Origin of the sequence: Nocardioides bruguierae, from assembly GCF_023656415.1 — a bacterium.
GTDB lineage: Bacteria > Actinomycetota > Actinomycetes > Propionibacteriales > Nocardioidaceae > Nocardioides > Nocardioides bruguierae.
Genome location: NZ_JAMOIL010000022.1, coordinates 58,152 through 84,159, shown reverse-complemented (window position 1 = coordinate 84,159; position 26,008 = coordinate 58,152). Strand labels below are relative to the sequence as shown.

Genomic DNA, 26,008 nt, shown 5'->3' with positions numbered 1-26,008 from the left:
GTCAGCTCTCCTGGGTGGTGCCGGCGGGCACCGTCTCGTCGGGGCCGGTGGGGAAGGTCAGCGGGGCGGCGGCGCCGCGCACGGCCCGGCCGGGCATCGGCGGCACCGGGTAGGTGCCGGTGGGCTGCGGCGCCTCGTCGACCACGACGTCGTCCTCGCGCCTGCCCAGCGGCAGGAAGCCGGCGAGCAGGATGACGACGACGATCGCGCCGCCACCGATCAGGTAGTCGGTGGTGTCGAGGGTGAGGCTGGTGCTGGCGTAGCGCATGGCGGCGACCAGGACGACCCAGGCCAGCGAGACCGGGATCAGCACCTTCCAGCCCAGCGCCATGAACTGGTCGTAGCGCAGGCGGGGCAGCGTGCCGCGCAGCCAGATGAACATGAAGATGAACAGCAGGACCTTGCCGAAGAACCACAGCACGGGCCAGTAGCCCTCGTTGAAGCCGGCGTAGAGGCTGTCCAGCCAGAACGGGGCGTGCCAGCCGCCGAGGAACAGCGTGGTCGCGATCGCCGAGACCGTCGCCATGTTGATGTACTCGCCGAGGAAGAACAGGGCGAACTTCAGCGAGCTGTACTCGGTGTGGAAGCCGCCCACCAGCTCGCCCTCGGCCTCGGGCAGGTCGAAGGGGGCGCGGTTGACCTCGCCGACCATCGAGAGCACGTAGATGACGAAGGACGGGAAGAGGATCAGGCCGAACCAGAGGTCGTCCTGGGCCGCAACGATCTCGGAGGTCGACAGCGAGCCCGCGTACATGAACACCGCGATCAGCGCGAGGCCCATCGGGATCTCGTAGGAGATCATCTGGGCGCTCGAGCGCAGGCCGCCGAGCAGCGAGTACGTCGAGCCCGACGACCAGCCGCCGAGCACGATGCCGTAGATGCCGATCGAGGCGATGGCCATCACGAAGAGCACGGCCACCGGCATGTCGGTCAGCTGCAGCGGCGTCATCTGGCCGAACAGGTTGACCTCGGGCCCGAACGGGATGACCGCGAAGGTGGTGAACGCCGGGATGACGACGAGCACCGGGGCCAGCAGGAACACCGCCTTGTCGGCCGCCGTCGGGATGATGTCCTCCTTCAGCGCCAGCTTCACGCCGTCCGCGAGGGACTGGAGCAGGCCGAAGGGTCCGTGGACGTTGGGGCCGATGCGGTGCTGCATCCGGGCCACGACCCGGCGCTCCCACCAGATGTTGAACAGCGTCAGCAGCACCAGGACCACGAAGATCAGCAGGGCCTTGACCAGGACGATCCACCAGACGTCCTGGCCGAACGCGCTGAGGTCGAGGTCCTCGATCCGCAGCACCCCGGGGCTGATGGTGCCGATGCCCGTGAGGGCCGTCAGGGGACTCACTGGTCCGCTCCCTTCACGCTCACCCGGCTGCCGGGCGAGGCCAGGCGGGCCAGCACCGCGGTGCCGTAGGAGTTGGTCGGCACCCAGGCGGTGCCGTCGACCATCGAGGCCTCGACCTCGACGGGCAGGGTGAGGCTGCCGCGGTCACCGGTGACCACGGCGCTCGCGCCGTCGGCCACGCCGACCTGGGCGGCGGTCGCCGGGCTCAGGCGGACGACGGCGGGGCGGGCCGTGGCCGCCAGGTGCTTGTCGCCGTCCTGCAGCGAGCCGTCGTCGAGCAGCGTCTTCCAGGTGGCCAGCGCCAGCCCCTCGCCCCCACCGGTCACCGGGGCGACCGGGGTGAACGCCGGGGCCTCCCCGTCCCAGGGGCCCAGCTGGCCGAGCTCGGCGCGGACCTCGTCGACGGTGCGGAAGCCCAGCCGGCGGCCGCGCCCCAGCGCCTCCAGCTCCTCGGAGATGCCGGCGAGCACCCGGCAGTCGGGCAGCGCGGCCGGCGTGTGCAGCACGGCCTCGAAGGGACGGACCCGGCCGTCCCAGGTGACGTACGAGCCGGCCTTCTCCACCGGCGGCGCGACGGGCAGCACCACGTCGGCGGCGGCGGTGACGTCGGTGGCCCGGACCTCGAGGCTGACCACGAAGTCGGCGGCCGCCAGGGCCGCGCGGAACGCGGCCGGGTCGGCGGTGTCGTCGGGGTCCACGCCACCGACGAGCAGGCCGCTCAGGCCGCCCGCGGCCGCGGACGCGACGATCGCGTCGGCGTCCTTGCCGGGCGCCTCGGGCAGCGAGGTGACGCCCCAGTGGGCGGCGGCGTCCACGCGGGCGGCGGCGTCGGCGACCGGGCGGCCGCCGGGCAGCAGCCCGGGCAGGGCGCCGGTCTCGACCGCGCCGCGGTCACCGGCCCGACGCGGCACCCAGACGAGCCGGGCGCCGGACTTGGCGGCCAGCTCGGCGGCGGCGCTGAGGGCGCCCGGCACGAGGCCGAGGCGCTCGCCGACCAGGATGATCGTGTCCTTGTCGACGCCGTGGTCGGCGTGGCCCAGGAGGCTGCTGAGCGCAGCCGGCTCGTCACCGGGGGCGGTCGGGAGCAGCGTGCCGCCGACCTTGGTGAGCCCGCGGGTCTCGAAGGGCGCGATGGCCAGCACCCGCAGCGGCCCCGCGAGGTGGGCCTTGCGCAGGCGCAGGAAGATCGTGCCCGCCTCGTCCTCGGGCTCGAGGCCGGCGAGGACGACGGTGCGGGCGGACTCGAGGTCGGCGTAGGTGACCGCGCCGTCCTTCCAGCCCTCGACGCCGCTGCCGACCACGTGCGCGGCGAGGAAGGACTCCTCCTCCGCCGAGAGCGGGCGGGAGCGGAAGTCGACGTCGTTGGTGCCCAGCCCGGTGCGGGCGAGCTTGGACCAGGCGTAGGCGTCCTCGGCGGTGAGCCGGCCGCCGGGCAAGAGACCGACTCCCCCGGCGTCCTTGGCCGCCGCCAGGCCGCGGGCGGCCACGGCGAACGCCTCGGGCCAGGACGCGGGACGCAGCACTCCGTCCTCGCGGACCATCGGGTAGCCGATCCGGTCGTCCTGCTTGGCCCACGTGAAGGCGAAGCGGTCCTTGTCGGTGATCCACTCCTCGTTGACGTCCTGGTCGTCACCGGCGAGGCGGCGCATCACCGTGCCGCGACGGTGGTCGACGCGGATCGCGGCGCCGCAGGAGTCGTGCTCGGCGATGCTCGGCGTGGAGACCAGGTCGAACGGACGGCTGCGGAAGCGGTAGGACTCGCTGGTCAGCGCACCCACCGGGCAGATCTGGATCGTGTTGCCGGAGAAGTAGGAGTAGAAGGGCGCGTCCTCGGCGATGCCGATCTGCTGCTGCGCGCCGCGCTCGACCAGCGCGATGAACGGGTCGCCGGCGATCTCGGCCGCGAACCGGGTGCAGCGCTGGCAGACGATGCAGCGCTCGCGGTCGAGCAGCACCTGCGGCGAGAGGTTGATCGGCTTGGGGAAGGTGCGCTTGGTGCCGTTCGTGGCGGCGAACCGTGACTCGCCGCGGCCGTTGCTCATCGCCTGGTTCTGCAGCGGGCACTCGCCGCCCTTGTCGCAGACGGGGCAGTCCAGCGGGTGGTTGACCAGCAGCAGCTCCATGACGCCCTGCTGCGCCTTGTCGGCGACCGGGCTGGAGGCCTGGGTGTTGACCACCATGCCGGGCGCGACCGGGAGGGTGCACGAGGCCTGGGGCTTGGGGAAGCCGCGGCCGTTGCCGGCGTCCGGGACGTCGACGAGGCACTGGCGGCAGGCGCCCACCGGCGCCAGCAGCGGGTGGTCGCAGAACCGCGGGACCTGCACGCCCGCCTGCTCGGCGGCCCGGATCACCAGGGTGCCGGGCTCGACGGAGACCTCGACGCCGTCGATGGTGACGGTGACCAGGTCGGCCCGCGGCTCGCCCCCGGTGGTCGAGCTTGTCGAGACCGTCATGCCGTGACCTCCTGCTGGCTCGACGCCCACGCCGTCGACCGCGCCGGGTCGAACGGGCAGCCGCCGTGGGTGAGGTGCGCGAGGTACTCCTCGCGGAAGTGCTTGATCGAGCTGGAGATGGGGCTGGTGGCGCCGTCACCGAGGGCGCAGAACGAGCGGCCCAGGATGTTGTCGCACTGGTCGAGCAGCAGGTCGAGGTCCTCCTCGCTGCCCTGGCCCTTCTCGAGCCGCGCCAGGTTCTGCACCAGCCACCAGGTGCCCTCGCGGCACGGGGTGCACTTGCCGCAGGACTCGTGCTTGTAGAACTCCGTCCAGCGCAGCACGGCCCGCACCACGCAGGTGGTCTCGTCGAACAGCTGGAGGGCGCGGGTGCCGAGCATGGTGCCGGCGCCGGCCATCCCCTCGAAGTCCAGCGGCAGGTCGACGTGCTCGGCGGTCAGCAGTGGCGTGGAGGAGCCGCCCGGGGTCCAGAACTTCAGCTCGTGCCCGTCGCGCATGCCGCCGGCGAGTTCCACCAGCTGGCGCAGGGTGATGCCCAGCGGCGCCTCGTACTGGCCGGGACGCTTCACGTGGCCGGAGAGGGAGAAGATGCCCATCCCCTTGGACTTCTCGGTGCCCATCGAGGAGAACCACTCCGCGCCGTTGCCGACGATGGAGGGCACCGAGGCGATCGACTCGACGTTGTTGATCACCGTGGGGCTGGCGTAGAGCCCGGCGACCGCGGGGAACGGCGGGCGCAGGCGCGGCTGGCCGCGGCGTCCCTCCAGGCCCTCGAGCAGCGCGGTCTCCTCGCCGCAGATGTAGGCGCCGGCCCCGGCGTGGACGACGACGTCAAGGTCGTAGCCCGAGCCGTGGATGTCGGTGCCGAGGTGGCCGGCCTCGTAGGCCTCGCGCACCGCGTTCTGGACCCGACGGATCACGTGCACGACTTCGCCGCGGATGTAGATGAAGGCCTTGTGCGCGCGGATGGCGTAGGAGGCGATGATGACGCCCTCCACCAGCACGTGCGGGTTGGCCATCATCAGCGGGATGTCCTTGCAGGTGCCCGGCTCGGACTCGTCCGCGTTGACCACGAGGTACTTCGGGTTCCGCCCTGCTTCGGTACTAGCGTCCTGGGGGATGAAGGACCACTTCATCCCGGTGGGGAAGCCCGCCCCGCCTCGGCCGCGCAGGCCGGAGTCCTTCACGGCGGCGATGACGTCGTCCTGGCTCATCGCGAACGCCGTGTCGAGGGCGCGGTAGCCGCCGCGCGACTCGTAGACCTCGCGGGTCCAGGAGCGGTCGACGCCCCACGGCTCGGTGAGGACGGGGGTCAGGGTGTCAGTCATCGCTCGGCTCCTCCACGGTCGACTCCACGTCCGCCTCCACGGTCTCCGACTCGGCGCGCGAGGTGTCGGCCTCCGCTGCGGCCTCCGACGCCGACAGGTCCTCGGTGCCGGTGGTGCCGCTCGCCGCGCCCGGCGGGGCGGACCAGCCGCGCTCGCGGGCGATCTCCCGGCCCACCAGGGACGACGGCCCGGCGCTGGGCCCCTCGTCCGCCCGCCCGTCGGGGAAGCCGGCGAGGACGCGCTCGACCTCGCGCCAGCTGCACAGCCGGGGGCCGCGCGTGGAGCGGACCTCCTTGCCGGTGCGCAGGTCCTCGACGAGCTGGACGGCGGTGTCGGGCGTCAGGTTGTCGACGAACTCCCAGTTCACCATCGCCACGGGCGCGTAGTCGCAGGCAGCGTTGCACTCGATGTGCTCGAGGCTCACGGTGTGGGCGTCGCCCTCGCGCTTCTCCGCCGTCTCGTCGTTGCCGACGCCCAGGTGCTCCTGGAGCCGGGCGAGGATCTCGTCGCCGCCCATCACCGCGCACAGGGTGTTGGTGCAGACGCCGACGTGGAAGTCGCCGGGCTCGCGGCGCTTGTACATCGTGTAGAACGTCGCGACGCCGCTGACCTCGGCGGGGCTGATGTCGAGGATGTCGGCGCAGGCCTGGATGCCCTCGGGCGTCACCTTGCCCTGCGCGGACTGCACCAGGTGCAGCATCGGCAGCAGCCCCGAGCGCTTCTCGGGGTAGCGGGCGGCGATCTCGGCCAGCTCGTCGAGCGTGGTCTGCTCCAGCGCGCTCGTGGTGCTCATCGGTCGACGCCTCCCATCACGGGGTCGATGGAGGCGATCGCCACGATGACGTCGGCCACCTGGCCGCCCTCGCTCATCACGCTGGTCGCCTGCAGGTTGGTGAAGGACGGGTCGCGGAAGTGGACCCGGAACGGTCGCGTGCCGCCGTCCGAGACGACGTGGGCGCCGAGCTCGCCTCGTGGCCCCTCGATCGGGACGTAGGCCTGGCCGGCGGGCACCTTGAACCCCTCGGTCACCAGCTTGAAGTGGTGGATGAGGGCCTCCATGGACTCGCCCATGATGTGCTTGATGTGGTCGAGGCTGTTGCCCATGCCGTCGGAGCCGATGGCCAGCTGGCTGGGCCAGCCGATCTTCTTGTCGGCGACCATCACGGGCGCGCCCTCGAGGCCGGCCAGCCGGTCGGCGGCCTGCTCGACGATCCGCAGGGACTCCCACATCTCGCCCAGCCGGACCCGGAACCGGCCGTAGGAGTCGGCCGTGTCCCACGTCTGCACGTCGAACTCGTAGTCCTCGTAGCCGCAGTAGGGCTGGGTCTTGCGCAGGTCCCACGCGTAGCCGGTGGAGCGCAGCACCGGGCCGGTCATGCCGAGCGCCAGGCAGCCCTCGAGGTCGAGGTGGCCCACGCCCTCCAGGCGCCGCTTGAAGATCGGGTTCGCGTTGCACATGGCGGCGTACTCGGGCAGCCGCTTCTTCATCAGCGCGATGAAGGAGCGGATCTCCTCCAGGGCGCCCGGGGGCAGGTCCTGGGCGACGCCGCCGGGGCGGACGAACGCGTGGTTCATCCGCAGGCCGGTGATGAGCTCGAAGAGGTCCAGCACCAGCTCGCGCTCGCGGAAGCCCATCGTCATGACGGTGAGGGCGCCGATCTCCATGCCGCCGGTGGCGATGGCGACGAGGTGGCTGGAGATGCGGTTGAGCTCCATGAGGAGCACCCGCATGACCTGGGCCTTCTCGGGGACGTCCTCCTCGATGTCGAGCAGCCGCTCGACGGAGAGCACGTAGGCGGCCTCGTTGTGGAACGGCGAGAGGTAGTCCATCCGGGTGCAGAACGTGACGCCCTGCGTCCAGGAGCGGAACTCCATGTTCTTCTCGATGCCGGTGTGCAGGTAGCCGATGCCGCAGCGGGCCTCGGTGACCGTCTCGCCCTCCATCTCGAGGATGAGGCGGAGCACCCCGTGCGTCGACGGGTGCTGCGGACCCATGTTGACGACGATCCGCTCCTCGGCGGCCTCGCCGAGGCCCTCCGCGATGGAGTCCCAGTCCTGACCGGTGACGGTGAAGACCTTGCCGTCGCTGGTCTCGGACGAGCCGGCGTAGACGTCCTCCGCTCCGACGGAGCCTCCGGTGGTCGAGCTTGTCGAGACCATTAGTTGTAGCTCCTCCGCTGGTCCGGCGGCGGGACGGTGCCGCCCTTGTACTCCACCGGGATGCCGCCCAGCGGGTAGTCCTTGCGCTGCGGGTGGCCCGGCCAGTCGTCGGGCATGAGGATGCGGGTCAGCGACGGGTGGCCTTCGAAGACGATCCCGTACATGTCGAAGGCCTCGCGCTCGTGCCAGTCGGTGGTCGGGTAGACCGCCACCAGCGAGGGCACGTGCGGGTCGGAGTCCGGCGCCGCGACCTCGACGCGCACGCGCCGGTTGTAGGTCATCGAGAGCAGGTGGTAGACGGCGTGCAGCTCGCGGCCGGTGTCGTCGGGGTAGTGCACGCCGTTGACGCCGGCGCAGAACTCGAAGCGCAGCGCCGGGTCGTCGCGCAGCACGCGGGCGACGACCAGCAGGTCCTCGCGGCGCACGTGCAGGGTCAGCTCCCCGCGGTGGACGACGACGGAGCCGAGGGCGCTCTCCACGCCCTGCGCCCGGGTGCCGGTGACCAGCGACTGGACCACCTGGTCGAACCAGCCGCCGTAGGGCGCCTGGCTGGGACGCGGCCAGTCGACGGCCTGCGTGAGACCGCCGAAGCCCGAGGTGTCGCCGGTGCCGTGGACGCCGAACATGCCGGTGCGGACGCCGGCGGTGTGCTGCGTCCCGACGGGGGCCGGCACGTTCTCCGGCGACTGGTCGGTGGCCGCCTGGTCGGGGGCGTTCGTGTCGTCGTCGCTCACCGCATGAGCCCCTTCATCTCCGAGGTCGGCAGGGCCTGCAGGGCGCTGGTCTCGAGCTCGGCGATCTCGGCCTGGCGGTGGGCGCCCAGCTTGGTGTGCTGCACCTGGTCGTGCAGCTTGAGGATCGCGTCGATGAGCATCTCCGGGCGCGGCGGGCAGCCGGGGAGGTACATGTCGACGGGCACGACGTGGTCGACGCCCTGGACGATCGCGTAGTTGTTGAACATGCCGCCCGAGGAGGCGCACACGCCCATGGCCAGCACGTACTTGGGGCCGGGCATCTGGTCGTAGATCTGGCGCAGGACCGGGGCCATCTTCTGGCTCACGCGGCCGGCCACGATCATCAGGTCGGCCTGGCGCGGGCTGGCACGGAAGACCTCCATGCCGAAGCGGGCGAGGTCGTACTTCGGGCCGCCCGAGGTCATCATCTCGATCGCGCAGCAGGCGAGACCGAAGGTGGCGGGCCAGAACGACGCCTTGCGGAAGTAGCCGGCCACCCCCTCGACGGTGGTCAGGAGGACACCGCTGGGGAGCTTCTCCTCGATACCCATCAGATGGTTCCTTCCGTTGCGTGGTCGGAGGTCGTCCCCGAGCGAGGAGGACGCGGGCGGGCGCAGCAGCGCATCGTGGGCCTCAGTCCCAGTCCAGGCCGCCGCGTCGCCACTCGTAGACGTAGGCGAGCGTGAGGTTGAGCAGGAAGAGGAAGACCGCGAGCAGCGCGAAGCCGCCCAGCGCGTCGAAGTGCACCGCCCACGGGACGAGGAACATGATCTCGACGTCGAAGACGATGAAGGTCATGGCGATCGTGTAGTACTTCACCGGGAACCGGCCGCCGCCGACGGGCTGCGGCGTCGGCTCGATGCCGCACTCGTAGGAGTCGAGCCTCGCGCGGTTGTAGCGCTTGGGGCCGGTCAGCGTGCTGACCACGACCGAGAAGACGGCGAACCCGGCAGCGATGGCTCCCAGCACCAGGACCGAGACGTAGAGCTCCATCTGCTTCTCCCTCCACGGGGCCCCGCTCACCCTCGCGGGTGGACGGCCTTGCCTCGCACGCTTGTGAAACACATCACGAGTGGTACGGCGGCCATACTGCCACCGACAGGGGACCTTAGTGAACGGGGGGTGGCCCTCGAAACCGCCATTGACCTGCGGATTTAATCAACGCAAACGTTGCGTAATTGCCCGCGGGGGTACGCGACAGGGCCCGGCGACACACCCCGTCCGGGACCTAGGACCCCTCCTGACCTGGGGGTATGTGTGCAGATTCACACAGGTGACCCACAGCAGGCCGGCAGGGGCCCCGCACGGGACCTCTGCGGAGGGCCGGGGGCCCTTGGTCACCGGCCGACGTGACCTTGCCGACGCGTGTCGGGACGCGCCCGGCCCCAGCCGGGGCGAGCGGTCGTGCGCGGCTCGCTCAGGCGCGGCCGCGGTGCAGGGCGACGATGCCGCCCGAGAGGTTGCGCCACTCGACGTCGGCCCAGCCGGCCTCGCCCAGCAGCTCCGCCAGGCCCGCCTGGTCGGGCCACGCGCGGATCGACTCGGCCAGGTAGACGTAGGCGTCCGGGCTCGAGGAGACCGCGCGCGCCACCGGCGGCAGCGCCCGCATCAGGTACTCCACGTAGACGGTGCGGAACGGCGCCCAGGTGGGGTGGCTGAACTCGCACACCACGATCCGGCCGCCCGGCTTCGTCACCCGGCGCAGCTCCCGCAGGCCGGCCAGCGGGTCGACGATGTTGCGCAGGCCGAAGGAGATCGTCACCGCGTCGAAGGTGGCGTCCGCGAAGGGCAGGCTCGTGCCGTCACCGGCGGTGAAGGGCAGGTGCGGGCGGGCCTGCTTGCCCACGCGCAGCATGCCGAGCGAGAAGTCGCACGGGACGACGGTGGCGCCGGCGTCGTGGAACGGCAGGCTGCTCGTGCCGGTGCCGGCCGCGAGATCGAGCACCCGCTCCCCCGGCTGCGGGTCGACCGCGGCGATCACCGCGGTGCGCCAGCGCCGGTCCTGACCCAGCGAGAGCACGTCGTTGGTGACGTCGTAGCGCTTGGCCACCGCGTCGAACATGCGTCGGACGTCGGTCGGCTGCTTGTCCAGGTCTGCGCGTGCCACGTCGAGCAGCGTAGTGGGGGCCACGTCGGGACCCGCCACGACGTAGGCGGATGGCAGGGGTGTGCAGCCCCGGCGCTACTCTCGGCCACGTGACGAGCGAGCCCGACGGCCTTCCCGGCGCCGCGCACCAGCGCACCGGGGACGGCAGCGGCGCACCCGCCCCGCGGCTGGTCGCCCGCACCGTCGCCGTCGAGCCCGGGGCCGTCGCGGACCTCCTCGGTCTGCTGCCCGCCGAGCAGCCCGTCACGTGGCTGCGCCGCGGCGAGGGCCTCGTCGGGTGGGGGCAGGCCGCCGTCGTCCGCACCACCGGCGCCCACCGGTTCGCCGACGCCGACAGCTGGTGGTCGCAGGTCGTCGACCGCGCCGTCGTCCGCGACGAGGTGGGCCTGCCCGGCACCGGTCTCGTCGCCTTCGGCTCCTTCGCCTTCGCCGACGCCCCCGGCGACTCCGTGCTCGTGGTGCCCTCCGTCGTCGTCGGACGACGCGGGGACCGGGCCTGGGTCACCACCGTCGGGCACGACCTCGACCACCGCGCCTCCGTGCTGCACCCCGCCGACGAGCCCGGCTGCCCCGGCGAGGTCACCTACGCCGACGGCGCCCTGGACGGCGAGTCCTGGATGAGCGCCGTCGCCGACGCCGTCGCGCGGATCGAGGCCGGCGACGTCGACAAGGTCGTGCTCGCGCGCGACCTCGTCGCCACCACCGAGCACGACGTGGACGTGCGCTGGCCGCTGCGTCGCCTCGCCACCAGCTACCCCACCACCTGGACGTTCCACGTGGACGGGATGATCGGCGCCACCCCCGAGATGCTGCTGCGCCGCGAGCGCGGCCTCGTCACCTCGCGGGTGCTCGCCGGCACCATCCGGCGCACCGGCGACGACCGCCGCGACGCCGAGCTCGCCGGCGCGCTGGCCCGCTCGTCGAAGGACCTCGAGGAGCACGAGTACGCGGTCCGCTCCGTCGCCGACGCGCTCGGCCCGCACTGCTCGTCGATGAACGTGCCGGACGCCCCGTTCGTGCTGCACCTGCCCAACGTCATGCACCTGGCCAGCGACGTGGCCGGCGTCGTCGCCGACCCCGCCGCCGCGTCCTCGCTGCGGCTCGCCGAGTCGCTGCACCCCTCCGCCGCCGTCGGGGGCACCCCCACCGACGCGGCCGTCGCGGTCATCTCCGAGGTCGAGCGGATGGACCGCGGCCGCTACGCCGGCCCGGTCGGCTGGATCGACGCCGCCGGCGACGGCGAGTGGGGCATCGCGCTGCGCTCCGCGGCCGTCGACGGGCGCACCGTGCGGCTCTTCGCCGGGTGCGGCATCGTCGCCGGCTCCGACCCGGCCGACGAGCTGGCCGAGTCCCAGGCCAAGCTGCTGCCGATGCGGGACGCGCTGGGTTGATTGGTCGCCTCCGGCGACATGTCCGCGCGCTTGTACCCCTGTTCTTCACTCCTCGACTCGGCACGGGCGTTCGCAGGCTCACGGCCCGCACGCTCGTCTCGTCGCTGCAGAACAGGCGGCGCGCGCGAACGCTTCATGAGCCTCGGATAGATCTATCTCCAGAGGCAGTTGCGAATCGTCGCAACGGCGTCCGCCGGAACCGGTGATCGAGGTGCGAGGAGCCCTGGCGACGAGCCACGAGATCCCCGCACCCGAACGCGGCCTCCGGTGGTCGAGCAGCGACGAGCGCACGTCGAGACCACCCCCGCGGCGACCGACTACACCGCGTACAGCATGCGCCCCTCAGCCAGCACCGTCGCCGCGAGACCGCGCAGGTCCACGCGGGCGAGCAGCCGCTCGTCCGCGCCGACGGTGATCCACTCGACCCCGTCCGGGTCGGGCTCGGCCTGGGCCCAGCGCTGGGCCTCGATGGAGGTCAGCTCGTCGATCGCGAAGGCGAGGGGCTCGCCGTCGACGTCCACGAGGAGCAGGGGACCGGCGTCGGTCCGGCGGGGCCCGGCCGCCAGCCCGACGCGACCCAGCTGTGGCGCCAGGTCGACGACGGGCACGACGGCACCGCGGTGGGTGAGCAGGCCGAGGACGCCGCCGCCCACGTGGGTGCTGAGCAGCGTCTCGGGCCACGGCAGGATCTCGCGCACCTGCTCCAGCGGGACGGCCGCGAACGCACCGCCCGACCCGAGGACGAGGTGCGCCTCGCCGAGGTGACCCGCCCCGTCCTCAGACTCATCGGCGCCGCCGGCGTCCTGCGTGCCGTCGAGCACGGCGGCCTCCTCGCTCATCACCGTGCCGAGCACGGCCACCCGGTCGTCGGCGGCGAGCGCGGGGCCGTCGATGACGAGCACCCGGCCGTGCCCCTCGACCTGCGTGATGCCCCGCACCAGGTGCGGGTGCGGGAGGGTGAAGGACGGGACGGGCATGAGGTCGGCGAGGTCGACGTCGACCATCGTGACGAGGTCGGTGATGCCGAGCACGACGTGACCGTCGCCGGCGTCGACCACCAGGCCGGGGCCGCCCTCCTCGCGCTCGGTGACGCCGAGGCCGAGCAGCGTGAGCAGGTCGGTGACGGCGGTGGGGCGACCCATCACCTCGGTGGTGCCGCGGCACAGCTCGCCGTCGAGCACGGAGGGCGTGGCGTGGAAGGACGGCAGCGTGGTGCGGCCCGTCGCGATGTCGACGGCCATCAGCACCTCGCCGCAGCGCAGCAGGGTGCAGCTGGCGACGTCCCCGCTGCGCACCGGCGCGACCGCGTCGACGGGCACCGGCACGCTCGGCCACCCGCGGTGACCCAGCAGGGCGCGCACGTCGAGCACCGAGACGATGCCGCCGGGCAGCGCGTCGTGCACGAAGGCGGCGGTGCAGGCGGCCGGCTCCTCGGCCGCGTCCGACGACAGCACCAGCGGTGACGGGCCGAGGTTCCCAGCGCCCGGCCCGTCACCGTGGTCGGCCCCCGACGGCGACGCGGCGGTCGGGCCGGTCGGGGCGGCCTCCTGGCCCGTCCCGACCGCCTCCGCGGCACCGAAGTGGACCATCTCCCCCGCCGGCACGGTGAGCACCGAGCGGACGCGCTCGGCGAGCACGCCGATCATCCGGTCGCCGTCGGAGACGACGACGACGATCTCGGGCTCGTCCTGCCTGGGCAGACCCAACCAGGCCCGGGCGTCGACGACAGGGAGGATGTGCTCGCGCAGGCGCATCGCGCCGCGCAGGCCCGCGGCCCGGGTGGGCAGCGGGACGAAGGACGACGGCACCGGCACGACCTCGCGCAGCGCGTCGATGGGCAGCGCCAGCTCAACGCCCCCGACGACCAGGCCGCCGAGCACCACGTCGCCATCTCCAGCACCCTCTCCGGCACCGGGGACCGTTCCCCCGGCCGCAGCAGTTCCCTGGGCTGCTGCGACCGGGGCGGCCCCCATCACCCCGCCCGGTGCGGCGTGCCCGGTGGCGGTGGGCACGGCCGCCGGGTGGGCGGGGTCGAGGTGACCGACGAGCGCGACGGGGCGCTGGTCGGTGGACTGGTGGGTGGACTGGTGGGTGGGCAGGGCGTGGAGCGTCATGGCGTCAGTCGGTGCGGCCGGCGGCCAGCTCGTCGAGCAGCACCCGCACCTCGGACGCGGCCTCGCGCTGCGTCACGGTGGAGCCGAGGATCTGGGCGATCGCCTCGGAGGTGGAGGTGACGCTGCCGGCGATCCGCTCGAACGAGGCCTCGGCGCGCTTGGCGACGTCGTGGCCGGTGTCGATCCGCTCCGTGGACTGCAGGATGAGCCCGCCGATCTGGTGCGCGGCCTCCGAGGAGCGCTCGGCCAGCTTGCGGACCTCCCCCGCCACCACCGAGAACCCGATGCCGTGCTCGCCGGCCCGGGCGGCCTCGATGGAGGCGTTGAAGGCCAGCAGGTTGGTCTGCGCGGCGATCTCGGCGATGACCCGCACGATCTCGCTGATCGAGTGGCTCGAGCGCTGGAGGGCGACGATCGCCTCGAGCGAGGTGGCCAGCGCCTCGGCGCCCTGGGCGGCGTCGTCGGAGGACTGCGCCGCCGAGCGGCCCGCCTCCTCGGTGTGCCGGTTGACCTCGAGCAGGCCGCTCTCCATCAACGCCATGGCCTCGGCCATCCGGGCGGTGCGCTCGGCGATCGAGCGCTCCCGCTCGACCTGGGCGGTGATGTCGTGGGCGTACTTGACGACCTTGAACGGCCGGCCGTGGCCGTCCAGGATCGGCGAGTAGGTGGCCTGGAGGTGCACCGAGCGGCCGAACTTGCCGACGCGCTCGAAGCGGCCGGCGATGAACTCGCCCTTGCTCAGCCGCAGCCAGAAGTCGCGGTACTCCTCGGTGCGCACGTACTCCTCGGTGCAGAACATCGAGTGGTGCTGGCCGGTGATCTCGCGCAGCGAGTAGCCCATGGCGCGCAGGAAGTTGTCGTTGGCGCTGAGCGCATGGCCCTCGAGGTCGAACTCGATGACGGCCTGGGCCGCGTCGATGGCGGTCACCTTGCCGACGAACTCGGCGTTGCGGGTCTTCTGGTCGGTGATGTCGGTCGCGAACTTCACCACGCCGGTCGCCTTGCCCTCGGCGTCCAGGATCGGGTTGTAGGTCGCCTGGAGCCACAGCTCGCGACCTGACTTGTGCCGGCGCTGGAACTCCCCGGAGACGAACTCGCCGCGGCCGAGGGTGTTCCAGAAGTCCACGTAGTCCGAGGACGAGGCGAAGGCCGGGTCGCAGAAGATCCGGTGGTGCTGGCCCACGACCTCGCCGCGCTGGTAGCCGGTGGCGCGCAGGAAGTTGTCGTTGACGAAGCGGATGGTGCCGTCGAGGTCGAACTCGATGACGGCCTGCGAGCGGTGCATCGCGGAGACGTTGGCCGCGTGCTCGGCGGCGGTGTCGCGCTCGTGGCTGACGTCGGTGAGCAGCGCGAGCACGGTCTCGGCCTCGTGGCCGTCGCCCAGCGCCAGGTAGCTGCCCTGGAGCCAGCGGACCCGGCCGTCGCGGGCGACGCGGCCGAAGACGTCGGTGCGGTGGCCGCCGCCGCGCAGCAGCTGCCACAGGAGCTGCTCCTCTCGGATCGCGTTGTCGCGCAGCAGCACCTCGCGCGGCTGGCCGACCAGCTCCTCGACCGTGTAGCCGAGCGTCTCGGCGAGCGCCGCGTTGACGTGGGTGATGACCCCGTCGGGCTGGCACTCCAGCACGAGGCAGCTCTGCTCGAGCGCGGTGCGCACGCCGGCGTCCGCGAGGGCCTGGCGGTGGGGGGCCGCGGTGCTGCGGGCGGTCTTGGCGGCGGTGGTGTCGCTGGAGGGGAAGGTTCGCGCGGTCACGGCCGGTTCCTCTCGTCGGGCTGGGGGGGCACCGGGTCTTTCGTCCCGGCCCCGGGGGCCCTGAGGCATTCGTCCTCACAACACCTTCACGCAAACGGGGGAACCGTTTGCGTGAAGGTAAAGGACACCTGGGGTCCAGACCACTAGCACGTGCGCGTGCTCAGAGGTCCTGACCCTCGGCGAGACGCGCGTACTCCAGGCCGGCCGGCTCGAGGAAGGTGCGCAGGTGAGCGTCGGCCATCGCCAGGCCCGCGTCGCTGTACACCTGGTCGTGGATCGCCAGGTTGCGCGGCGCCGCGGTGTCGCGGGCGAAGTCGATGGCGTCGCGGATCCGCAGCCAGGGTGCGGAGACCGGCAGCAGCAGGACGTCGACGGGGCGGCCCGGCCCGTCGAGGCTGTCGCCGGGGTGGAAGACCGTGGTCGCCGCCCCGTCCTGCCCCGTGTTCTGCCCGGCGCCGGGGAGCGTGAGCAGGTAGCCGGAGTTGTCGAAGCGGTCGTACTCGGGGTGGATGACGGCGTGCTTCTCGTTCACGGCCTCGACCTGCACCCCGGCGGCCGTGAACCGCTCCCCCGGCGCCACCACGCTCACCCGCTCGGAGAGGTCGGGCGCGTCCGCGGCGATCGCGGCCGCCACCGCGCCGATCGTGAGCACCGGCGCGTCCGTGCGACGCAGGTTCGCGGCGTCCAGGTGGTCGGGGTGCTGGTGGGTGATGAGCACCGCGTCCGCCCCGTCCACCGCCTCGGGCGAGGTGAACCCGCCCGGGTCCAGCACGATCGTGGCGCCCTCGTGCTCGATCCGGACGCAGGCGTGGCCGAACTTGGTGATCCGCATGCCGACCACGCTAGCCCCGTCTCCTGCGGCCGGCCCGCGGCCGGGATTCTGTCACCGCACGCACCTCCTCGCCCGCCCCGACGGTGCCTGCGGTGACACAACCCCGCGGCCCGCGGCCCGCGGCCCGCACCCACTGCCGCCAAGCCCTGCGCGACAGGCTTGCCTAGACTTCCTCCGTGCACGAAGCCGCCACGACCTGGGCCGAGGGCCGGCTCGGCGAGCAGGTGCTGGACGTCGAGCCGCTGGTCGGAGGGCGCACCTCCACGATGCTCGCCCTCACCACTGCCAGTCGTTCCGCGGTCCTCAGGCTGATGACGCAGGAGCCGTGGCGCACCCACGGGCCCGATCTGGTGGCCCGTGAGCGCGAGGCCCAGCGGGAGCTGACCGGGACCGGCGTGCCCGCCCCCGTCAGCCTGGCCGTGGACCCGGACGGGGAGCACTGCGGCGTCGCCGCCCATCTGATGACGCGGCTCCCGGGGAGCCGGCGCGACGACCTCGGCCCCGGCCACGTCGGCGCACTGGCTCGCCTCGTGACAGGTGTCCATGCCGTCCGGCCCGCGCAACCGTTCCGGCCCTTCCAGTCCTGGGCTTGGGAGGCGAAGTGGGTCGTCCCCACCTGGACCCGGCACCCGAGGTCGTGGCGGCGAGCGTTCGAGCTGCTGGCCGGACCCGCGCCTGACTTCGAGCCGACCTTCCTCCACCGCGACCTCGGCCATCACAACCTGTTGTGGACCGGTGACGAGATCACCGGGGTCGTGGACTGGGTGGAGACCTCCACTGGCCCCGCCTGGCTCGACGCGGCGCACGTGGCCACCAACCTGGCGGTCGCACTGGGAGTGCCGACTGCGCTCTCGTTCGTCCGCGAGCACGCCGCGGTGAGCGGCACCGCGCCGGAGCGCCACTGGCTCGTCATGGACGCGGTGGGGTTCCTCCCTCCCCCGGGCAGACGAGGGTTCTTCGAGGACCCACCCGAGCGAGACCGGCTCGACTCCTGGCTGCACCACCTCGTCGTCGGGTCGTGACACGTCTGGACGGTCGAACGGGCCTTGCGGCCGTCCGAACGTGCCACGACCGCGCCCGTCCGGTGCAGGCGGATATCCGGTGGCCCCGGGAACGGCGGTTGGTGAGGATGGGCGCGTGGGGAGCGCGCTGCTGGCCGGGCTGGTGACCGGCTGGGCGATCGCTCTGCCGGTCGGGGCGATCGGGGCCCTGCTGGTGAGTCTGGGGGCGCAGCAGGGCTGGCGGGTCGCGGCGGCGGGTGCGCTGGGCGTGGCGACGGTCGACGGCCTCTACGCCGGGGTCGCCGTCCTCGCGGGCGCGGCCGCCGCAGCCGCGCTGGCCCCCGTGGCGGACGCACTGACCCTGCTGGCGGGGATGGTCCTGCTGGCCGTCGCGCTGCTGATGGCCCGGGCGGCGCTGCGGCCGGCGGGGCCGGCACGGGCGCAGCCACGCCTGCTGTCACCGCTGCGCGCCTACCTGCTGCTGCTCGGGCTGACGGCGGTCAACCCCACGACGGTCGTCTACTTCGTGGCGGTCGTGCTCGGCAACGACGCGGTGGTCAGCGGGACGTCGGCAGCAGCCGTGTTCGTCGCAGCAGCCCTCGCGGCCTCGGCCTCCTGGCAGCTGGTGCTGGCCGGGTCGGGGGCGCTGCTGGGGCGGGTGGCCTCGTCCGACCGTGCCCGACGACTGACGGGTCTCGTGGCGGCAGGGGTGGTCGCGGCGCTGGCCGTCCGGGCCCTGGCCACCGTGCTCCTCTGACCCTCGACGGAACCAGGACCCGGCCGCCACGCGTACGGGCCACCTTGCCAGGATGCGCACCATGGAAGCGCTGTTCTTGGGTGGGAGCCTCGTGCTGCGGTCGGGGGTGTTCGGACTCCTGCTAGTGAGCCTCGGGGCGTACCGGGGCTGGCGGGTCGCTGCCGCAGGCGCGCTGGGGGTAGCGACGTTCGACGGGCTCCTCGCGGCGATCGTCCTCGTCGTGATCCCGGTGTCGCCGACCCACGCTCTCGTGGCGTACGCCCTGTCCGTCGCGGCGGCGGTCGTCCTGCTCGTCGTCGCGCTGCTGATGGCCCGCGCGGCGTGGGCCCCGACAGGAGCGGTCGCGGAACAGCCTCGAGGGATCACGCCGCTACGGGCCTACCTGCTCCTCGTCGTGGGCGCCGCGGTGCGGCCCATGATGCTCGTGGTCGTCGTGTCCCTCGCGCTGGACTCCTACACGGACCTCGGCGGGGCCGGCAGGGCCGGCGGAGCCGTGCTCGTGCCGGCGGTGCTCGTGGTCTCGGCCTGCGTCCACCTGCTGCCGGCGGGGGTGGGGGCGATGCTGGGGCGAGGGGTGTCGACCGAGGGCGCGCGGCGGGTGACGGGTCTCGTCACAGCGGGGCTGCTCGCCTGGCTGGCGCTCCAGCCCCTGGCTACCGTGCTGGTGTGAGCGTGAGCATCCGGCGGGCCGTGCCCGGCGACGCCGAGGCCTGGACCGACCTGCACCTCGTCGTGTGGGAGGAGGCCTACACCGGGCTGATGCCGCCGGAGGTCCTCACCGGCCGCCGGTCCCGCAGGGACGAGGGGGTGCGCAAGCGGCGCACGATGCTCGAGTCCGGGGCGCGGGTCCTGCTGGCCGAGGACGACGGCCACCTGGTCGGCTTCGCCAGTGCCGGGCCCGCGCGCGACGAGGACCCGCCCGCCCCCGTGGAGCTCACCGCCATCTACGCCCGCGCCTCCCACCACGGCACCGGCCTCGGCCGACGGCTGCTCGAGGCCGCGCTCGCCGACGCGGGGGTGCGACCCGACGACGCGGTCTACCTCTGGGTGCTGGAGGGCAACGACCGGGCCATCGCGTTCTACACCCGCCACGGGTTCGCCCTGGACGGCGTGGGCGAGGACGAGCCGGAGGGCCGGCACCTGCGGATGGTGCGGCAGGCCCGGCCCCGCGACGGAGCAGCACGGAACACCCAGGAGGAGCAGGCATGACGACCATCGGCATCACCGGCGCGACGGGCGCGATCGGCGGACGGGTGGCGCGCACCCTCGACGAGGCGCTGGGACGCGAGGGCGCCCTGGCCGACCAGCGCGGCTCGCTCGGCCTGCGCCTGCTGGTCCGCGACGTCGCCCGGGCCCCCGACGCCGACGACGTCCGCAAGATCAGCTACGCCGACCGGGCGTCCGCGCTCGAGGCACTGCGCGGCGTCGACGTGCTGCTCATGGTCTCCGCGGCCGAGGACCCCGACCGCCGCACCCAGCACCGCACCTTCGTCGACGCGGCGGCCGACGCCGGGGTGGGCCACCTCGTCTACACCTCGTTCGCCGGCGCCGCGCCCGACGCCACCTTCACCCTCGGCCGCGACCACGCCGACGCGGAGGCCGCCATCGCCGACGCCTGCGCCCGCACCGGCATGACCGCCACGCTGCTGCGCGACAACTTCTACGCCGACCTGCTCCCCTTCTTCGCGGACGCCGGCGGGGCAGTGCGCGGACCGGCGGGCTCGGGTCGCGTGGCGGCCGTGGCGCGGGCCGACGTCGCGGACGTCGCCACCCTCGTGCTCGCCGAGACGGCCGGTGGCTCGGACGCGCACCGCGGTGCGGCCTACACGCTGACCGGCCCCGAGGCCCTCACGCTCACCGAGGTGGCCGCGCGGGCCACGGCCGTGCTGGACCACGAGGTGCGGTTCGTCGACGAGACCGTCGAGGAGGCCTACGCCTCCCGCGCGGCTGCCTACCCCGGCACCCCCGACTGGCAGCTCGACGCGTGGGTCTCGACCTACACCGCCATCGCCGACGGCTCCTGCGCCGAGGTCACCGATGCCGTCGCCACCCTCACCGGCCACCCCGCCCGCACCCTCGAGGAGGCGCTGGCCGAGGCGGCCGCCTGGGAGGCCCCGCGCCGCCGGTGACTCCCGCCGGTGGTCGCGGACTCAGGCCGTGAGGTGGTGGACGTAGCACCAGCGCCAGTCCTCGTCCGGCTCCGCGGACTGCATCACCGGGTGCGCGGTCTCGTGGAAGTGCTTGGTCGAGTGCTGCCCGGGGCTGGAGTCGCAGCAGCCCACGTAGCCGCACGACAGGCAGCGGCGCAGCGCCACCGGCGTGGTGCCCTCGCGCAGGCAGTCGGGGCAGGTCTCCCCCGTCCCCTCCTTCTCCAGGTTGCGCACCGGCGGGATCGCGGGGTGCTCGGCCAGGTGGTCGCAGCCACCCTCGAGCACCGTGCGGGCCTGGGCGCGGACGACGGCGGCCCGCTGCTCGTTCGCGCGGTCGATCATCGACTCCTCCACGTCCAGCGAGGCCAGCACGTCCGAGACGACGTCGGCCGGCACCGTCCCGCCGTCGCGGATCTCCAGCACCCGGCGCCGCTCGGCGTCGATCATCTCCAGCCGGGCGCGCGCGTAGAGGTCCGAGGGCGCCTCGGCGTCGGCGATCGTGGAGAGCCGCTCCCAGGCCGCGAAGTTCCGCTGGTCGATCCGTGCGCTGATGGTGTCGATGACGCCGTGCCGGTCGTCGTACTCGAGCTGCTCGAGCCGGGCGAAGCCGGCCTTGGAGGCCTGCTGGAGCAGCGTCGCGCGGGCCAGGGCGTCGTCCATCGGGTCGGGCGAGGGGATCTGCAGGCGACGTGCCAGCAGCGGCAGGGTCGGCCCCTGCAGCAGCAGCGTGCCCGCCACCACCGTGAACGCAGCGAGCAGCAGGACCTCGCGGTGCGGGGTGCTCGCCGGGATGATGAACGCCGCCGCGAGCGTGACCACGCCGCGCATGCCGGCCCAGCCGAGCACGAGGCTGTACGTCCACGGCGTCTGGGCGCGTGCGGCCGGGTCGGCGCCCGGGATGCGCAGCGCCGCCCGCGTCCCCATGACCCAGACCAGCCGCAGCACGATGACGGCCGCCAGGGTGGCCGCGCAGACGGCGACGATCGTGCCGCCCGAGAGCTCGCTCTCCCCGACCGCGCCGATGATCGCGTGCGCCTGGAGGCCGATGAGCAGGAAGACGCTGTTCTCCAGCAGGAACGCAACGGTGCCCCAGGTCGTCCGCTCCGCGATCCGCGACTGCGCCGTCTGGAGCACCGGGGCGCGGTGCCCGAGCAGCAGCCCCGCGACCACCACCGCGATCACGCCCGAGCCGCCGAACTCCTCGGCCGCCACGTAGGCGGTGAACGGGATGACCAGCGAGATCCCGACGTCCACCGGGGAGTCGTCGAGGCGCAGGCGGACGAGGGCCACCACCTTGTAGACGACGAACCCGACCAGCGCGCCACCGCCGGCGGCCACCACGAACTCCCAGCCGACGTCCCACGCCGAGATGCCGACCGCGCCCGCCGCGATGGCGGTGCGCAGCGCCACCAGGGCGGTCGCGTCGTTGAACAGGGACTCGCCCTCGAGGATCGTCACGATCCGGCGGGGCAGCCCGATGCGGCGACCGATCGCGATCGCGGCCACCGCGTCCGGCGGGCCCACCACCGCACCGATCGCGAACGCCGCGGGCCAGCTGACCGGGGCGAGCGCGTGCACCACGACCGCCACGCCGGCGGTGGTGAACAGCACCAGGCCGACCGAGAGCAGCAGGATGGGCCGCTTCTGCGCGCGGAAGTCGACCAGCGAGGTCTCCAGCGCCGCCGAGTACAGCAGCGGCGGCAGCAGCCACAGCAGCACGATCTCCGGCTCCAGCTCGAGGTCGCGGATCGGCAGGTAGGAGCCGATCACCCCGACCACGGTCAGCACCAGGGGCGCCGGCACGTCCAGGCGACGGCTCACGGCCGTGACCACCAGGACGACCAGCGTCAGCGAGATGAGCAGCAGCGCGACCTCCACGCCCCCATCCTCCCAGCACCGCCCTCACCCCCGGCCCCACCGGTGGCCGAGGTGCGAGGCCGCCCACGGCCTCACCGGTGGTCGAGGTGCGAGGCCGCCCACGGCCGAGCCACGAGACCCCCGCACCCGACCACCGCGAGCACCACAGACACGTGCGGCGATCTCGAGGCTCCTCGCCGGCGCTCGTCACACCTCGATCACCGGTGGGCGGTCAGACGAGGGCGCGGATGCGGGCGTCCAGGTCGCGGCGGTCGCTGCGCCGCACGCGGACCTCGACGACCTCGACGCCACCGTTCGGGGATGCGAGGGCCTGGTGCAGCTCCGGGAGCGACTCGACCCGCCAGTGCGGGGTCCGGGTGGCGGCGCACAGGGCGGCCAGGTCGGCACCGTGCGGCGTGGCGAAGGCCCGCTCGAAGGCGTCGGCGTAGGCAGGGGCGCCCTGCTCGAGGGTCGCGAAGATCGAGCCGCCGTCGTCGTTGACGACCACGATGGTGAGGTCGGGGCGGGCTTCGGCGGGCCCGAGCAGGAGGCCGTTGGTGTCGTGCAGGAACGTCACGTCGCCCACGAGCGCCAGCGCCCGGGAGGAGTTCCGCGCCAGGGCGGCACCGAGGGCGGTGGAGACGAGCCCGTCGATGCCGGCCAGCCCGCGGTTGGCGATCACCTTGCGCCGGTCGCCGACGCGGTAGCGCGGCACCATGAGGTCCAGGTCGCGCACCGGGTTCGAGGGGCCCACCACGAGCAGCCCGGACGACGGCAGGGCGGCCGCGACCGCACCGGCGGCCTCGTGCGGGGTGATGCCCTCCTCCGCCGCCAGCAGAGCGTCGAGCCGGCGGGAGACGTCCGCGTCGGCGGCCCGCCAGGCCTCCAGCCACGCCGGGTCTCCGGCGGGCTGGTCGAGGTGCGGGCGAGCCGGGTCCAGCGTCCCCGCGACCGGGTGGGGGCGCCTCGTCCAGACCCCGGCGAGCGGCGCCGCGAGCACCTCCACCCCGGGGCGCTCGAGCAGCGCCGAGACCGGCCGGGAGAGCGTGGGGTTGCCGGCCACCACGACCCGCTCGACCTGCTCGCCCAGCACGCCCGCGAGCAGCAGCCGGTAGGTGCGGATCGCGTGCGTGCCGGTGCGGGCGCCCGAGGACGGCTCCGCCAGCAGCGGCCAGCCCGCGCGCTCGGCCAGGATGCGCGGCCACGGGCCGGCGTCGTCCCCGGCGACCACGACGGTGCGCGGGGCGGGGTCGAGCAGCGGCAGGGACCCCTCCCGCACGACCGGCGGCGCGGGCGAGGGCGGCACGGCCGCCAGCTCGGCCAGGGCGTCGGCGCTCCAGGCGGCGGTGGGCACGAGCGGTGCGTCCAGGCGCAGGTTCACGTGCAGCGGGCCGGGGCCGATGGTGAGGGTCTCCGGCGCCGCGTCGAGGTCGAGCGTCGGCACCAGCGGCCCGAAGACGCCCTCCTGCTCGGTCGTCTGGTTGGCCGAGGTGCCGCGCAGCCGCGCGGGGCGGTCGGCGGTGAGGGCCACCAGTCGCACCCCGGCGTGGGCGGCCTCGAGGACGGCGGGGTGCAGGTTGGCCACCGCCGTGCCGGAGGTGCACACGACCGCAGCCGGCGCCCCGGTGCGCGAGAGCCCGAGCGCGGTGAAGCCGGCCGAGCGCTCGTCGATCCGCGTGTGGAGCCGCAGCACGCCCGCCGCGTCCGCGTCGACGAGGGCCAGCGCCAGCGGGGCGTTGCGGGAGCCGGGGGCGAGCACGACCTCCCGGACCCCGGCGCGCACCAGGGCGGCCAGGACGCCCCGGGCGGCGAGGACGGCGGCGGGCTCGGGCTGGTCGGTCACGAGGACCTCTCTAGCACCGCGGCGGTGCGGGCCAGGCGCGCGGCCCACCAGTCCGCGCGGTCGGGCGGCGCCGCGAGGCGCGTCAGGGCGGCGGCGTCCACCTGCGGGCGACGCACCGGCAGGGCCCCGTCGACCGGCAGCAGCGAGGTGGTGACGGGGTCGCCGGTGAAGAGCTGGACGGTGGCCAGGCCGCACGCGTGCGGCAGCTCGGGCAGGGCGGCCGCGAGCGCGACCCCGGCCGCGATCCCGACGGAGGACTCCAGCGCCGAGGAGACGACGACGGGCAGGCCGATGTCCTCGGCGATCCGCAGGCAGGCCGCCACGCCGCCGAGCGGCTGGACCTTGAGCACGGCCACGTCGGCGGCCTCGAGGTCGCGGACGCGGTAGGGGTCGGCGGCCCGGCGGATCGACTCGTCCGCGGCCACCGGGACGTGCTGGCGTCGGCGGACCTCCGCGAGCTCCTCGACCGACGCGCACGGCTGCTCCACGTACTCCAGGCCGCCCGCCGCGCGGTCGAGCACCGGCAGCCGGCGCAGCGCCGTGTCGACGTCCCACCCGCCGTTGACGTCGATGCGCACCCGGGTCTCCTCGCCGGGGTGCAGCGCGGTGAGCGCGGCGCGCACGGCCTCCAGCCGGGCCTCGTCCTCGCCCTCGGCCTGGCCGCGCTCGGCGACCTTGACCTTCGCGGTGCGGCAGCCGCCGCGCAGCACGATCGCGTGGGCCTCCTCGGGTCCGACGGCAGGCACGGTCACGTTCACCGGGACGCGCTCGCGCAGCGGCGTCGGCCACTCCCCGGCCGCTGCCTCCCGCGCGCAGGCCAACCAGGGCGCGGCGACCGCGTCGTCGTACTCGGTGAAGGGGCTCCACTCGCCCCAGCCGCCGGCGCCGTCGTGCGCGTCGGGGTCGTGCAGCAGGACGCCCTCGCGGACCGTCAGCCCGCGGAACCGGGTCGTGAGCGGGATCGACCAGACGTGTGCCTGCATCAGCGGTCCTCGGTGGCGGGGTCTCGACGTGCGCTCGTCGCCTGCGCTCCTCGCTGCTCGACCACCGCTGCGGCGGCGAGGGCCTGGAGGGCGAGGCGGTCGGGCTTGCCGTTGGCCAGCAGCGGCAGCTCCTCCAGCAGGACGAGGCGGCGCGGCGCCCACGCCCGCGGCCGGGTCTCGGCCACGGCGTCGCGCAGCGTCTCCAGGGGCGGGGGCGCGTCGGCGTCCGCGGGCACGGCGAGCGCGACCAGGACGTTGCCCCACTCCTCGTCCGGCACCCCCACGACCTCGGCCTGCGCCACCCCGGGCGTCGCCCGCAGCACCGCCGCGACGGCCGGCGCGGGCACGTTGAGACCGCCGGTGACCACGACGTCGTCGAGGCGGCCGAGCACCTGGAGGCGCCCGTGCTCGGTGATCCGGCCGGCGTCGGAGGTGCGGAACCAGCCGCCCACGACCGCCGCGTCGGTGAGGTCGCGGTCGACTCGCCCGGGCTCGCCCTCGTACCCGGCGAACAGGGTGGTGCCGGCGAGCAGGACCCGCCCGTCGTCGTCCACCCGCACGCGGGTGCCGTCGAGCGGGCGGCCGTCGTAGACGCAGCCGCCGCTGGTCTCGGCCGAGCCGTAGGTGGCCACGACGCGGACGCCCGCCGCCGCGGCGCGCTCGCGCAGCGCCGCGTCGACCGGCCCTCCGCCCAGCAGCACGGTGTGGAACGTGCGCAGCGCCCAGACGTCGTCGGAGGTGGCACCCTCCGCGGCGGCCCCCGCACCACCGAGCATCCGGTGCAGCTGCGTGGGCACCAGAGAGACGAAGCGCGGGCTCTCGGGATGCGCCGCCACCAGCGCGGCCACTGCCTCGGCGAAGGAGCCGTGGTCGTCGGCGAGCACCGGGCGGTGACCGGCGACGAGGGAGCGCGCGACGACGTTGACGCCGGCGACGTAGCCGGCGGGCAGCGTGAGCAGCCAGGGCCCCGCGGCACCGACGCGGGCGGCGCTGGCCCGGGCGGAGGCGAGCACCGAGGCCCGCGGGAGCAGCACCCGCTTGGGCGTGCCCGTGGACCCGGAGGTGCGCACGACCAGCGGGCCCGGCTCGTGCGGGGCGGACAGCCACGCCTCGAGGACGTCGACGACCTCGGCGGGCTCCGCGGGCAGCGTCACGGGCGGTGCAGCGGGGTCCACGTAGGGCAACGTACTCCCGGGC

At 74.0% G+C, this 26,008-nt stretch carries 22 protein-coding genes; 6 read left to right on the top strand and 16 right to left on the bottom strand.

The annotated features are described in order from the left end of the window. Window position 1 precedes the first annotated feature (1 nt). From nuoH to M8330_RS15765, 9 genes are all read right to left on the bottom strand, one after another. Window positions 2-1,294 carry an NADH-quinone oxidoreductase subunit NuoH gene (gene nuoH, locus M8330_RS15805; protein WP_250051560.1) on the bottom strand — a complete coding sequence of 431 codons (1,293 nt, stop codon included), beginning with the start codon at window positions 1,292-1,294 and terminating at the stop codon, window positions 2-4. Window positions 1,295-1,347: 53 nt separating this feature from the next. Then, window positions 1,348-3,804 carry an NADH-quinone oxidoreductase subunit G gene (locus tag M8330_RS15800; protein WP_250828096.1) on the bottom strand — a complete coding sequence of 819 codons (2,457 nt, stop codon included), beginning with the start codon at window positions 3,802-3,804 and terminating at the stop codon, window positions 1,348-1,350. After that, window positions 3,801-5,132, bottom strand: a complete 1,332-nt coding sequence (gene nuoF, locus M8330_RS15795) for an NADH-quinone oxidoreductase subunit NuoF (protein WP_250828095.1) — start codon at window positions 5,130-5,132, stop codon at window positions 3,801-3,803. The genes M8330_RS15800 and nuoF overlap by 4 nt, the downstream gene beginning before the upstream one ends. Then, window positions 5,125-5,925: an NADH-quinone oxidoreductase subunit NuoE gene (gene nuoE / locus M8330_RS15790; RefSeq protein ID WP_250828094.1), complete on the bottom strand. Its 801-nt coding sequence runs from the start codon at window positions 5,923-5,925 to the stop codon at window positions 5,125-5,127. Before nuoE ends, nuoF begins: the two co-directional genes overlap by 8 nt. Beyond that, window positions 5,922-7,292 carry an NADH-quinone oxidoreductase subunit D gene (locus tag M8330_RS15785; protein ID WP_250828093.1) on the bottom strand — a complete coding sequence of 457 codons (1,371 nt, stop codon included), beginning with the start codon at window positions 7,290-7,292 and terminating at the stop codon, window positions 5,922-5,924. Before M8330_RS15785 ends, nuoE begins: the two co-directional genes overlap by 4 nt. Then, the gene (locus M8330_RS15780) at window positions 7,292-8,026 is read right to left on the bottom strand and encodes an NADH-quinone oxidoreductase subunit C (protein WP_308196295.1); all 735 of its coding nucleotides are present in this window, start codon (window positions 8,024-8,026) and stop codon (window positions 7,292-7,294) included. Before M8330_RS15780 ends, M8330_RS15785 begins: the two co-directional genes overlap by 1 nt. Then, window positions 8,023-8,577: a NuoB/complex I 20 kDa subunit family protein gene (locus M8330_RS15775; protein WP_250050887.1), complete on the bottom strand. Its 555-nt coding sequence runs from the start codon at window positions 8,575-8,577 to the stop codon at window positions 8,023-8,025. The genes M8330_RS15780 and M8330_RS15775 overlap by 4 nt, the downstream gene beginning before the upstream one ends. 82 nt (window positions 8,578-8,659) lie before the next feature. Next, window positions 8,660-9,019 carry an NADH-quinone oxidoreductase subunit A gene (locus M8330_RS15770; protein ID WP_250828092.1) on the bottom strand — a complete coding sequence of 120 codons (360 nt, stop codon included), beginning with the start codon at window positions 9,017-9,019 and terminating at the stop codon, window positions 8,660-8,662. Between the two features lie 424 nt (window positions 9,020-9,443). Beyond that, entirely contained in the window at window positions 9,444-10,172 is a 729-nt protein-coding gene (locus M8330_RS15765) for a demethylmenaquinone methyltransferase (protein ID WP_372490237.1), read from the bottom strand. A gap of 50 nt (window positions 10,173-10,222) precedes the next feature. On the opposite strand from M8330_RS15765, the gene M8330_RS15760 reads away from it, so the two are divergent. Continuing rightward, window positions 10,223-11,524 (top strand): isochorismate synthase, encoded by a 1,302-nt coding sequence (locus tag M8330_RS15760; RefSeq protein WP_372490236.1) that lies wholly within the window; start codon window positions 10,223-10,225, stop codon window positions 11,522-11,524. 317 nt (window positions 11,525-11,841) lie between these two features. On the opposite strand, the gene M8330_RS15755 is transcribed toward M8330_RS15760, so the two are convergent. The 3 genes from M8330_RS15755 to M8330_RS15745 form a co-directional block, all read right to left on the bottom strand. After that, entirely contained in the window at window positions 11,842-13,638 is a 1,797-nt protein-coding gene (locus M8330_RS15755; RefSeq protein ID WP_250828091.1) for a chemotaxis protein CheW, read from the bottom strand. Window positions 13,639-13,642: 4 nt separating this feature from the next. Then, entirely contained in the window at window positions 13,643-15,388 is a 1,746-nt protein-coding gene (locus tag M8330_RS15750) for a methyl-accepting chemotaxis protein (protein ID WP_250828090.1), read from the bottom strand. 160 nt (window positions 15,389-15,548) lie between these two features. After that, window positions 15,549-16,220, bottom strand: a complete 672-nt coding sequence (locus M8330_RS15745) for an MBL fold metallo-hydrolase (RefSeq protein ID WP_250828089.1) — start codon at window positions 16,218-16,220, stop codon at window positions 15,549-15,551. A gap of 176 nt (window positions 16,221-16,396) precedes the next feature. Here M8330_RS15745 and M8330_RS15740 point away from each other — a divergent pair, with 176 nt between their 5' ends. From M8330_RS15740 to M8330_RS15720, 5 genes are all read left to right on the top strand, one after another. Then, a complete protein-coding gene (locus M8330_RS15740) occupies window positions 16,397-17,242 on the top strand; it encodes a phosphotransferase family protein (RefSeq protein WP_250828088.1) in 846 nt (281 codons plus the stop codon). Between the two features lie 115 nt (window positions 17,243-17,357). Beyond that, on the top strand, window positions 17,358-17,978 hold the full coding sequence (locus M8330_RS15735; RefSeq protein ID WP_250828087.1) for a LysE family transporter: 621 nt from the start codon (window positions 17,358-17,360) through the stop codon (window positions 17,976-17,978). A gap of 61 nt (window positions 17,979-18,039) precedes the next feature. Further along, window positions 18,040-18,648 carry a hypothetical protein gene (locus tag M8330_RS15730; RefSeq protein ID WP_250828086.1) on the top strand — a complete coding sequence of 203 codons (609 nt, stop codon included), beginning with the start codon at window positions 18,040-18,042 and terminating at the stop codon, window positions 18,646-18,648. Further along, window positions 18,645-19,187 carry a GNAT family N-acetyltransferase gene (locus tag M8330_RS15725; protein ID WP_250828085.1) on the top strand — a complete coding sequence of 181 codons (543 nt, stop codon included), beginning with the start codon at window positions 18,645-18,647 and terminating at the stop codon, window positions 19,185-19,187. Before M8330_RS15730 ends, M8330_RS15725 begins: the two co-directional genes overlap by 4 nt. Further along, window positions 19,184-20,107, top strand: coding sequence for an NAD(P)H-binding protein (locus M8330_RS15720; protein WP_250828084.1), 924 nt, complete (start codon window positions 19,184-19,186; stop codon window positions 20,105-20,107). The genes M8330_RS15725 and M8330_RS15720 overlap by 4 nt, the downstream gene beginning before the upstream one ends. A gap of 21 nt (window positions 20,108-20,128) precedes the next feature. Here the strand turns inward: M8330_RS15720 and M8330_RS15715 are convergent, their stop codons facing one another. From M8330_RS15715 to M8330_RS15700, 4 genes are all read right to left on the bottom strand, one after another. After that, entirely contained in the window at window positions 20,129-22,006 is a 1,878-nt protein-coding gene (locus M8330_RS15715) for a cation:proton antiporter domain-containing protein (RefSeq protein WP_250828083.1), read from the bottom strand. Between the two features lie 211 nt (window positions 22,007-22,217). Then, window positions 22,218-23,828 (bottom strand): 2-succinyl-5-enolpyruvyl-6-hydroxy-3-cyclohexene-1-carboxylic-acid synthase, encoded by a 1,611-nt coding sequence (menD, locus tag M8330_RS15710; RefSeq protein WP_250828082.1) that lies wholly within the window; start codon window positions 23,826-23,828, stop codon window positions 22,218-22,220. Next, window positions 23,825-24,811, bottom strand: coding sequence for an o-succinylbenzoate synthase (locus M8330_RS15705; protein WP_250050902.1), 987 nt, complete (start codon window positions 24,809-24,811; stop codon window positions 23,825-23,827). Before M8330_RS15705 ends, menD begins: the two co-directional genes overlap by 4 nt. Continuing rightward, complete coding sequence (locus M8330_RS15700) at window positions 24,811-25,986, bottom strand: AMP-binding protein (protein WP_250828081.1); 1,176 nt, start codon at window positions 25,984-25,986, stop codon at window positions 24,811-24,813. The genes M8330_RS15705 and M8330_RS15700 overlap by 1 nt, the downstream gene beginning before the upstream one ends. Window positions 25,987-26,008 lie beyond the last annotated feature (22 nt).